The sequence below is a fragment of the Rhodococcus sp. NPDC059234 genome (assembly GCF_042754225.1).
Classification (GTDB): Bacteria; Actinomycetota; Actinomycetes; order Mycobacteriales; family Mycobacteriaceae; genus Rhodococcus_G.
Window position 1 is genome coordinate 1 of the sequence record NZ_JBHZAH010000153.1, and the last position, 9,934, is coordinate 9,934.

12 protein-coding genes are annotated in these 9,934 nt (G+C 69.0%); 7 read left to right on the plus strand and 5 right to left on the minus strand.

The annotated features are described in order from the left end of the window. Nucleotides 1-40: 40 nt before the first annotated feature. The 5 genes from ACFXGJ_RS22440 to ACFXGJ_RS22460 form a co-directional block, all read right to left on the minus strand. A complete protein-coding gene (locus ACFXGJ_RS22440) occupies nucleotides 41-346 on the minus strand; it encodes a DUF1416 domain-containing protein (protein WP_378424412.1) in 306 nt (101 codons plus the stop codon). A 2-nt stretch (nucleotides 347-348) separates the two neighbouring features. Beyond that, a complete protein-coding gene (locus tag ACFXGJ_RS22445) occupies nucleotides 349-1,185 on the minus strand; it encodes a sulfurtransferase (protein ID WP_378625038.1) in 837 nt (278 codons plus the stop codon). Between the two features lie 50 nt (nucleotides 1,186-1,235). Then, nucleotides 1,236-1,730, minus strand: a complete 495-nt coding sequence (locus ACFXGJ_RS22450; RefSeq protein ID WP_378625041.1) for a DUF4395 domain-containing protein — start codon at nucleotides 1,728-1,730, stop codon at nucleotides 1,236-1,238. A 227-nt stretch (nucleotides 1,731-1,957) separates the two neighbouring features. Then, on the minus strand, nucleotides 1,958-2,437 hold the full coding sequence (locus ACFXGJ_RS22455) for a thioredoxin family protein (RefSeq protein ID WP_378625043.1): 480 nt from the start codon (nucleotides 2,435-2,437) through the stop codon (nucleotides 1,958-1,960). Beyond that, nucleotides 2,434-3,213 (minus strand): LmeA family phospholipid-binding protein, encoded by a 780-nt coding sequence (locus ACFXGJ_RS22460; protein WP_378625047.1) that lies wholly within the window; start codon nucleotides 3,211-3,213, stop codon nucleotides 2,434-2,436. The genes ACFXGJ_RS22455 and ACFXGJ_RS22460 overlap by 4 nt, the downstream gene beginning before the upstream one ends. 152 nt (nucleotides 3,214-3,365) lie before the next feature. Between ACFXGJ_RS22460 and ACFXGJ_RS22465 the strand changes: the two genes are divergently transcribed. From ACFXGJ_RS22465 to pstB, 7 genes are all read left to right on the plus strand, one after another. Then, nucleotides 3,366-4,148, plus strand: a complete 783-nt coding sequence (locus ACFXGJ_RS22465) for a winged helix-turn-helix domain-containing protein (RefSeq protein WP_378625050.1) — start codon at nucleotides 3,366-3,368, stop codon at nucleotides 4,146-4,148. Continuing rightward, on the plus strand, nucleotides 4,149-5,063 hold the full coding sequence (gene mshD / locus ACFXGJ_RS22470) for a mycothiol synthase (RefSeq protein ID WP_378625053.1): 915 nt from the start codon (nucleotides 4,149-4,151) through the stop codon (nucleotides 5,061-5,063). It begins immediately after the preceding gene. A gap of 2 nt (nucleotides 5,064-5,065) precedes the next feature. Continuing rightward, complete coding sequence (locus tag ACFXGJ_RS22475) at nucleotides 5,066-5,794, plus strand: lysophospholipid acyltransferase family protein (RefSeq protein WP_378625056.1); 729 nt, start codon at nucleotides 5,066-5,068, stop codon at nucleotides 5,792-5,794. 159 nt (nucleotides 5,795-5,953) lie between these two features. After that, nucleotides 5,954-7,078: a phosphate ABC transporter substrate-binding protein PstS gene (gene pstS, locus ACFXGJ_RS22480; protein WP_378625059.1), complete on the plus strand. Its 1,125-nt coding sequence runs from the start codon at nucleotides 5,954-5,956 to the stop codon at nucleotides 7,076-7,078. 55 nt (nucleotides 7,079-7,133) lie between these two features. Beyond that, nucleotides 7,134-8,183 carry a phosphate ABC transporter permease subunit PstC gene (gene pstC / locus ACFXGJ_RS22485; protein WP_378625062.1) on the plus strand — a complete coding sequence of 350 codons (1,050 nt, stop codon included), beginning with the start codon at nucleotides 7,134-7,136 and terminating at the stop codon, nucleotides 8,181-8,183. Nucleotide 8,184: 1 nt separating this feature from the next. Continuing rightward, nucleotides 8,185-9,090 (plus strand): phosphate ABC transporter permease PstA, encoded by a 906-nt coding sequence (pstA, locus tag ACFXGJ_RS22490; RefSeq protein ID WP_378625065.1) that lies wholly within the window; start codon nucleotides 8,185-8,187, stop codon nucleotides 9,088-9,090. A 44-nt stretch (nucleotides 9,091-9,134) separates the two neighbouring features. Next, nucleotides 9,135-9,911 (plus strand): phosphate ABC transporter ATP-binding protein PstB, encoded by a 777-nt coding sequence (gene pstB / locus ACFXGJ_RS22495; RefSeq protein WP_378625068.1) that lies wholly within the window; start codon nucleotides 9,135-9,137, stop codon nucleotides 9,909-9,911. The last annotated feature ends 23 nt before the right edge of the window (nucleotides 9,912-9,934 follow it).

Here is a 9,934-nt window from a genome sequence, read left to right on the forward strand (position 1 = left end):
CCCCATCGGGGAACCGATCGCGCACAGGCGCCGGAGGCGCTTACTTGCTGACGGTGATGTCCACGTTGTGGATGCCGTTGGCCTCGGGGCTGATCGTGGTGTCGCCGTTGCCGGTGCTGGACAGCGCACGCACGGTCCAGGTGCCGGGGGCGGCGAAGAAGCGGAAGTCGCCGGTGCCCGACGCCACGACCTCGGCGGTGAACTCGCCGGTGCCGTCGAGCAGACGCACGAACGCGCCGCCGACCGGCTGGCCGTCGGCGGCCAGGACGCGACCGGTGATCACGGTCTCCTTCTCGACGTCAACGCCGGCGGGCAGGGTCTGACCCTGAACAGGTGCTCCACACATGGTTATCGAACCTCCAGCTCGATCGGGGCGCCGACGAGAGAGCCGTACTCGACCCAGCTGCCGTCGTAGTTCTTGACATTGCTCTTGCCGAGGATCTCCTGCAGCACGAACCAGGTGTGGCTCGAGCGCTCGCCGATGCGGCAGTAGGCGATGGTTTCCTTGCTGTCGTCGAAGCCCTTGGCCGCGTAGAGCGCGGTCAGGTCGGCGTCCGACTTGAAGGTGCCGTCCTCGTTGGCGGTGGTGCTCCACGGGATGTTGATGGCGCCGGGGACGTGGCCGCGCTGCTGCGCCTGCTCCTGCGGCAGGTGCGCCGGCGCGAGGATCTTGCCGGAGAACTCGTCGGGCGAGCGGACGTCGACCAGGTTCTTGTTGCCGATCGCGTCGATGACCTCGTCGCGGAACGCGCGGATCGAGGTGTCCGGCTCGGCGGCCTTGTACTCGGTGGCCGGGCGGGTGACCTCGGCGCTCGACAGCGGGCGGCCGTCGAGCTCCCACTTCTTGCGACCGCCGTCGATCAGCTTGATGTCCTGGTGGCCGTACAGCTTGAAGTACCAGTACGCGTACGCGGCGAACCAGTTGTTGTTGCCGCCGTAGAGGACGACGGTGTCGTCGTTCGCGATGCCCTTGGCGGACAGCAGCGCCGAGAACTGCTCGCGGTTCAGGAAGTCACGACGAACGGCGTCCTGCAGGTCCTTGCGCCAGTCGAGTCGGACTGCGCCCTCGATGTGGCCGCCGTCGTAGGCCGAGGTGTCTTCGTCGACCTCGACGAACACCGTCTTCGGTGCGTCGAGGTTCTGCTCGGCCCAGTCGGCTGAGACCAGGACGTCGGAGCGAGCCATGGTTTTCCTTTCGGTACTTTCTTGCGTGGGTACGGGGTGGGACTGTGCGGCTACGCCGCGGGGATCGGAGTCGACCTGCGGAAGCGGGCCACGAGCGGGTAGATCTGGCAGCCCAGGCAGATGCCGAAGGCCGCGTTGAGCACGGCCGCGAAGAGCGCGAAGCCGGTGGCGATCGTGCCGAGCAGAATCAGCCCGGACAGGAACCCGACGACGCCGACGACGGCGAAGACGCCGCCGACGAGCTGGGCGAACTTCAGCGGTGCGACCGGCTCCCGGTCGGTGGGCGGACCCACCCGGGGCGCGACGACTGTGGCGAACACCCGGCCGTAGGGGCTGCGGCGCGGGCCGAGGGCGGCACCGACCGCGAACACGACGGCCTGGACGGCCAACAGCACGCCCGCCAGGACGGGGGAGAAGGCGGAGACGGCGAGCACGACGACGAGGACGGCGGTGGTGATCCACGCGGCGAACCGCGGTCCGCGCACGTCGACCTGGTCCGCGGCACCCGTGTCCGGGGTCGCGGTGCTGGGAAGGGTGGTAGGCATTGGAGTGTGCTCCTGCACTTGAACGGATGCCGTGAGATGCGGAAACGGGGCGCGGCGATCGGATCGGTCACGGCGTGGGGCTCGGGCGCTGGAGGCCGGGGCATGGGCGCGCAGGGCGCGGCCGTGAGGATCTACAGGCAGGTACAGCAACAACCGCCGAGGCGGCACAGGTCGACTGTGCGGCGTCGGGTGAGCAGGAGCTCTTGGCGGGTTTGCACGGGGCGAGCTTACCCGTTTTCCGGGGGAATTGAAGCCTCGGGTCCGCACAGCGGGAGCAGGGCGGCCTCGAGATCCGCGGCCGACGGGACCCCGGACACGCGGTATCGCTGCAGCTGGGCGCCGTCGAAGATGAAGGTCGTCGGCAGCGACAGTACGCCGAGTTCACGTGCCAGCGCGGGGTTCTCGTCGATGTCGACCTCCACCTCCACCGCGTGCACCGCGCCGGGTCCGAGCCGGGCGTCGAGGTTCTCCAGCGTCTGCCCGACCACCCGTCGCACCGCGGCGCAGGGGCCGCACCAGTCGGCGGAGAAGTGCAGCACCGTCGGTCCGGCACCCGCGACCCCGGCCTCGGCGAGCAGGTTCAGCCGGGCGTCGGTGGTCGTGGCCTCGGGCTCGGTCGCCCGGACCTTTCCCGATCGGGACCGCAGCGCGAGCCCGACCGCCAGCGCGGCGACCAGGACGACGGCGAGCGCGATCAGCGCGATCATGCCCGCACCATCTCGTCGAGGTTGATCACCACGTTGTCGCCCGATCCCTCGATCACGACCTGCGAGCCCTGGGCGTAGACCTTGGTCGGGCGCAGTCCGAACGGCAGTCGCTGGGCGTCGATGCTCTTGGTGAACAGTCCGAGCACGGCCGGCTCCAGCGCCGGCGGGACGGTGAAGTTCGCGTGCCCCTCGGGGCCGAAGTAGAGGTTGGTGGCCACGATCTTCACGTCGTCGCCGTCGAGCACCAGGTTGGACTGCACGCTGACGGTCGCCTTCAGCGGTCCGACCGGGACTGTTCCGGTGAGCACGATGCCGCCCGCGGTGGACATGCCGGACCCGCCGGAGCCGCCGGTCCCGTCGGACTTGTCCGCGGGCGGGGCCGAGACCTCGAGGTCGGGGATGCCGAGGAACTTGCCCAGGTTGGTGGCCTCGATCAGCACCCGGCCGTCGAGGTGGTCGACCGGGACCGTGCGCACGCTGCCGTTGACGAGTTCGGAGGCGGGGACGTGCGCACCGTGCAGGTTGGCCTCGACCGTCACGTCTCCGACGACGTCGCTGTGCACGCCGCGGGCGCGGATCTCCACGTGTTTGTAGGTTCCGGCCGCCGCCTGGGTGAGGAAGGGGAAACCCGTGACCGTGACCTCGGGGTCGGAGGCCAGCGCACCGCCCTCGCGCAGGCTCCGGGAAACGCGGTACTCGGAGTACGCGGCCGCGCCGAAGTCGACGACCACGGCGAGTGCCAGCAGGCAGGCCAGGGCGAGTATCAGTTTCCGCACGGTCTCCATTGTGACGGACACGAATGGGGCGAGGGTTGACTGCCCGCCGCGACGGGCGCGCTAGTCTGTTCTCGAAGTATCGCGTCACCGTCGCCGCGTGCTCAGGCACATCGACGTGCTCAGGCACATGAACGACGAGAGGGGAAGGCTGCGTGGAGCTACTCCTGCTGACCTCTGACCCGAACCCGGACTCCGTCTTGCCCTCCCTGGCGCTGCTCGCGCACACCGTCCGGCCGGCGCCGACCGAGGTGTCGTCGCTGCTCGAGGCGGGTTCCGCCGACATCACCCTGGTCGACGCCCGCACGGACCTCGCGGCCGCTCGTGGCCTGTGCAGGCTGCTCGGGAGCACCGGATCCACCGTCCCCGTCGTCGCGGTCCTCACCGAAGGCGGGCTGGTCGCGGTCAATTCGGACTGGGGCCTCGACGACATCCTGCTGCCCGGCACCGGGCCCGCCGAGCTGGACGCCCGGCTGAGGCTGCTGGTCGGGCGCAGCGGCGGCGCCGCCACGCCGGAGAGCGCGGGCAAGATCACCCTCGGCGAGTTGGTGATCGACGAGGGCACCTACACCGCCCGGCTGCGCGGACGACCCCTCGACCTGACCTACAAGGAGTTCGAGCTGCTCAAGTACCTCGCGCAGCACGCGGGGCGGGTGTTCACCCGGGCCCAGCTGCTGCAGGAGGTGTGGGGGTACGACTTCTTCGGCGGCACCCGGACCGTCGACGTGCACGTCCGTCGGCTGCGCGCCAAGCTCGGGCCCGAGTACGAGGCGCTGATCGGGACCGTCCGCAACGTCGGGTACAAGGCCGTCCGGCCCAGCCGCAAGACCGGCACGGTCGCGGACGCCGCCGACGGCGACGCGGCGGACGAGGTGGGATCCGACGGGGGCGAGGCGGACGGTTCGGCTCTCACCGCCGCGAACGGCACGGCGCCGTAGATGACCGAAGCCGCGATGAGCTGGTTCTACCTGCTCGATGCCGAACAGGAGCAGCAGATCCGTGCGTTGGTCGAGCGGGCCACCACGACGGACGGCGTCGCGCCGATCTCGGAGCAGGCCGTGCACCGGCTGACCGGGCGGTCGGGCGCCGAGCACGTGCTGTGGACCCTCGACGACACCATCGTCGGCTACGCGGGTCTCGAACCGGCGCACGACGAGCACCCCGCGATGGTCGAGGCGGTGGTCGATCCCGAGCATCGCGGTCGGGCAGTCGGGCGGGCGCTGATTCGCGAGGCGCTGCGACGCGGCGGCGCCGGCACCCGGGTGTGGGCGCACGGCGACCTGCCCGCGGCCCGCGCGGTCGCCGACCGGCTCGGCCTGCACGCGGCCCGCGAGCTGCTCCAACTGCGCAGGACCCTCGCCGAGCCCGCGCTGCCCGAGGTGGTGGTTCCCGACGGGGTGACGCTGCGAACCTACGCGGGCCCGGCCGACGACGCGGACCTGTTGCGAGTCAACGCGGAGGCCTTCGACTGGCACCCCGAGCAGGGGGCGTGGACCCAGCGCGAGATCGACGAGCGGGTCGCCGAGAGCTGGTTCGACCCGAAGGGCCTGTTCGTGGCGTCCGACGCGGAGACCGGGGCGATGCTCGGCTTCCACTGGACCAAGGTGCACACCGCCACCGCGGACGCCCCGGCGATCGGGGAGGTGTACGTGGTGGCGATCGCACCGGGCGCGCAGGGGCGCGGACTGGGTAGACTTCTCACCGTCGCGGGCCTGCAATACCTGCGCGATCGGGGACTCGAATCGGTGCTCCTGTACACCGAGGCGGACAACGTCGCCGCACTGCACACGTACGACCGGCTCGCCTTCGAGCGGTATCACGTCGACGTCGCATACGAAGGGGCACAAGGGTAGTCATGTTCTACTGGCTGTTGAAGTTCGTGTTCGTCGGGCCGTTCATCCGCTTCTACAACCGTCCGAAGGTGGAGGGGATCGAGCACATCCCGGCCGACGGTCCGGCGATCCTGGCGGGCAACCACCTGTCCATCGCGGACTGGCTCTTCGCGCCGCTGTCCTCGCCTCGTCGCATCACCTACCTGGCCAAGAGCGAGTACTTCACGACCCCCGGTTTCAAGGGGGCGCTGCAGAAGGCGTTCTACGCCGGAGCCGGCCAGGTGCCGATCGACCGCAGCGGCGCCGACGCGGCGAACGCCGCGCTCGAGACCGCCCGCCGCCTGCTCGACCAGGGCAAGCTCGTCGGACTGTTCCCGGAGGGCACCCGTTCGCCCGACGGCCGGCTGTACAAGGGCAAGACCGGCATCGCCCGACTGGCCCTCGCCACCGGCCTGCCGGTGATCCCGGTCGCGGTGATCGGCACCGGCGAGGTCTGCCCGCCCGGCCCGTTCCGCTGGCGTCGCCGGCGGGTGCAGATCAAGTTCGGCGCACCGATCGACTTCAGCCGCTTCGAGGGCATGGGCGGCAACCGCTGGGTCGAGCGGGCCGTCACGGACGAGATCATGTACGAGCTGATGCGGATGACCGGTCAGGAGTACGTCGACACGTACGCGGCCTCGCTCAAGAATCCGTCGCCCGCGACGGTGGTCGCCGCGGCCGACTTCCGGATGCCCGAGACCAAGGCCGGCTGAGCCGCACTTCGAGTGCGCGGGAGTGATCTACGGCTCACTCCCGCAGGTGTTCACTCTCCGTTCACCCTCCTGGGTCCGTCTGGCTACCACTCCCGCTTACCTTTCACGGCAGGGCGGCGCCGTGCTGCCTGGACAAGTGAGCTTCCCGGAGGAAACAGCGTGAACTTCAAGCGCAATGCTGCGGTGCTCGGTGTAGTGGCCGTCGGTGCCATGACCCTGGCTGCGTGCGGTAGCGACAACAACTCGGCATCCGGCAGCACCACCGTCAACAGTGCTGCCTCCACCGCCACCTGCGAGGGCAAGGAGGCGCTGTCGGCCGCTGGATCCTCCGCGCAGAAGAACGCGATGGACGCCTTCACCTCCACCTACATCGCGGTCTGCAAGGACAAGGGCAAGACCGTCAAGCTCGCCTACAACCCCAGCGGTTCCGGCGACGGGCGCACCCAGTTCATCGCCAAGCAGATCGACTTCGCCGGCTCGGACTCCGCCATCAAGGGCGACCAGGCCGCCGCGGCCAAGGAGCGTTGCGCCGGCAACGACGCGTGGAACCTGCCGCTCGTGTTCGGTCCCATCGCGATCGCCTACAACCTCGACGGCGTCGACAACCTCACGCTGAACGGCGAGACCCTCGCCAAGATCTTCAACGGCGGCATCAAGAAGTGGAACGACCCGGCCATCGCTGCCCTGAACAGCGGTGTCAGCCTGCCGGACCAGAACATCACCCCGATCGTGCGCTCGGACTCCTCGGGCACCACCGACAACTTCCAGCAGTACCTGACCACCGCCTCGAAGGGCGCGTGGACGCAGGGCGCGGGCTCCGACTTCGTCGGCGGCGTCGGTGAGGGTGCCAAGGGTTCGGCCGGCGTCTCGCAGGCCGTGGCCGGCGCCCCCGGCTCCATCACCTACGTGGAGAAGTCGTTCGCGGACCAGAACAAGCTCAAGGCCGCGGCGATCGACAACGGTTCCGGCGCGGTTCCGCTGACCAGCGACGCGGCGAGCAAGGCGATCAGCGGCGCGAAGTTCAAGAACGAGAACTCGGGCGACCTCGCCCTCGATCTCAACTCGATCTTCGGCAGCACCGAGGCCGGTGCCTACCCGCTGGTCCTGGCCACGTACGAGATCGTCTGCTCGAAGGGCTACGACGCCGACACCTCGGCCGCGGTCAAGTCGTTCCTGACCAGTGCCGCCAACGAAGGCCAGGCCGACCTCGCCGCGCAGGGCTACATCCCGCTGCCCGGCACGGTCAAGGACAAGCTCAACGCGTCGGTCTCCTCGATCGGCTGAGTGTTCCGCTCGAACCAACCGCTCTATATTCAGACCTACAAGATTGCGAGCGCAGATGAGCGACGCGCCCACCCAATCGGCGCCTCCCGCACCCGGCCCCGGTAACTCCGGGGCCGGGGCGGGCGGTCCGCTCGGATCCCCGGAGGCACCGATCACTTCCACACCCGCAGCCCCCGCGAAGACGGTCACCCGACCGGCGGACCGGATCTTCACCACGCTGACGACCGGGTCGGCGGTGTTCGTCACGGTGCTGATCGGGGCGATCGGGGTCTTCCTGGTCTGGCGTGCGGTCCCTGCGCTCTCTCGCAACGAGGTCAACTTCCTCACCAGCAGCAAGTGGGTCACCACCGACATCAACAACATGGCGTTCGGCGTCCTGGACCTGTTCCAGGTCACGGTGCTGGTGTCGTTGGTGGCGCTCGTGCTGGCAATGCCGGTGGCGCTGGGTATCGCGATCTTCCTCACCCAGTACTCGCCGAAGCGGCTCGCCAAGCCGTTGGCGTACGTGATCGACCTGCTGGCCGCGGTCCCGTCCATCGTCTACGGCCTGTGGGGCCTGCTCATCTTCGCGCCCGCGATCAGGCCGGTCGCGGTCTGGCTCAACGATCACCTGGGCTGGTTCCCGCTGTTCGCCACCGGGTCCGGCTCGATCCAGGGCGGCGGCACCATCTTCACCGCCGGCATCGTGCTGGCCGTGATGATCCTGCCGGTGATCACCGCCGTCACCCGCGAGGTGTTCGTGCAGACCCCCGTCGCCCACATCGAGGCGGCGCTGGCGCTCGGCGCCACCAAGTGGGAGGTCGTCAAGACCACCGTGATCCCGTTCGGCAAGTCCGGCTACATCAGCGGCTCGATGCTCGGTCTCGGCCGCGCACTCGGCGAGACGATGGCGCTGTACATGATCCTGCGCACCACCTCGAAGGCGTTCGGCTGGTCGGTCTTCGACACCGGCTCGACCCTCGCCTCGAAGATCGCGCTCGGATACGCCGAGTTCAACAACGACATTCAGGCCGGCGCCTACATCGCGGCCGGCCTGGTGCTGTTCGTCCTGACCTTCGTGGTCAACGCGGCGGCCCGCGCCGCCATCGCCGGAAAGAAGGACTGACATGACGGCGACACTGGACCGCCCCGTCAAGAAGCCCACCTTCCAGGGCGTCAGCGGCCGGCGACGCTTCAACGACCTCGCGGCCCGCGTCCTGGTCACCGGCTCGGTGCTGCTGGCGCTCGTGCCGCTGGCGTGGGTGCTGGTCACCGTCGTCTCCAAGGGCCTGCCCGCGCTGACCAGCCCGACCTGGTTCACCAACTCGATGAACGGACTGTCGGCCTCCGCGTCCGGCGGCGGGATCTACCACGCGCTGATCGGCACCCTGATCCAGGGACTGGTGTGCGCGGCCCTGTCCATCCCACTCGGGCTGTTCGTCGCCGTGTACCTGGTCGAGTACGCCGGCACGTCCAAGCTCGGCAAGATCACCACGTTCATGGTCGACATCCTCAGCGGCGTCCCGTCGATCGTGGCGGCCCTGTTCATCTACGCGCTGTGGATCGCGACGTTCGGGTTCCCGAAGTCCGCGTTCGCGGTGTCGCTGTCGCTGGTGCTGCTCATGGTGCCGGTGGTCATCCGCAGCACCGAGGAGATGCTGCGGATCGTGCCGCAGGACCTGCGCGAGGCCTCCTACGCGCTGGGCGTGCCCAAGTGGAAGACGATCATGCGGATCGTCGTGCCCACCGCCCTGCCCGGCATCATCACCGGCGTCATGCTGGCGTTGGCCCGCGTGCTCGGCGAGACCGCGCCGCTGCTGATCCTGGTCGGCTACGCGCCGTTCATCAATTTCGACATGTTCAACGGGGAGATGGGCTCGTTGCCCGGCGTGATGGTCGCCGAGATGAACAACCCGACCCCGGCCGGTACGGACCGGATCTGGGGTGCCGCGCTGACCCTGATCATGCTGATCGCGGTCCTCAACATCGCGGCGAAGGCCATCGGCCACCTGTCCCGGGTCCGGAGCAAGTGACCCCATGACGATCCACAAGCTCACACAATCTCGAGGGAGCCACCATGGCCAAGCGTCTTGACCTCAAGGACGTCAACATCTTCTACGGCAAGTTCCACGCCGTCGCGGACGTCGGCCTGTCCGTTCCCCCGCGCAACGTGACCGCCTTCATCGGCCCGTCCGGCTGCGGCAAGTCCACGGTGTTGCGCTCGCTCAACCGCATGCACGAGGTCACCCCGGGTGCCCGCGTCGAGGGTGCGATCCTGCTCGACGGCGAGGACATCTACGGCTCGCAGGTGGATCCGGTCGGCGTGCGCCGCACCATCGGCATGGTCTTCCAGCGCCCGAACCCGTTCCCCACGATGTCCATTCGCGACAACGTCGTGGCCGGCCTGAAGCTGCAGGGGGTGCGCAACAAGAAGGAGCTCGACGAGATCGCCGAGCGGTCGCTGCGCGGCGCGAACCTGTGGAACGAGGTCAAGGACCGCCTCGACAAGCCCGGCGGCGGACTGTCCGGTGGCCAGCAGCAGCGCCTGTGCATCGCCCGCGCGATCGCGGTCTCGCCCGACGTGCTGCTGATGGACGAACCCTGTTCGGCCCTGGACCCGATCTCCACGCTGGCGATCGAGGACCTGATCACGGAGCTGAAGAAGGACTTCACCATCGTGATCGTCACCCACAACATGCAGCAGGCCGCCCGCGTCAGCGACCAGACCGCGTTCTTCAACCTCGAGGCCACCGGCAAGCCGGGCCGGCTGATCGAGATCGACGACACCGAGAAGATCTTCTCCAACCCGACGCAGAAGGCGACCGAGGACTACATCTCGGGCCGCTTCGGATAGCCGGACGCCGCACGCACCGGGGG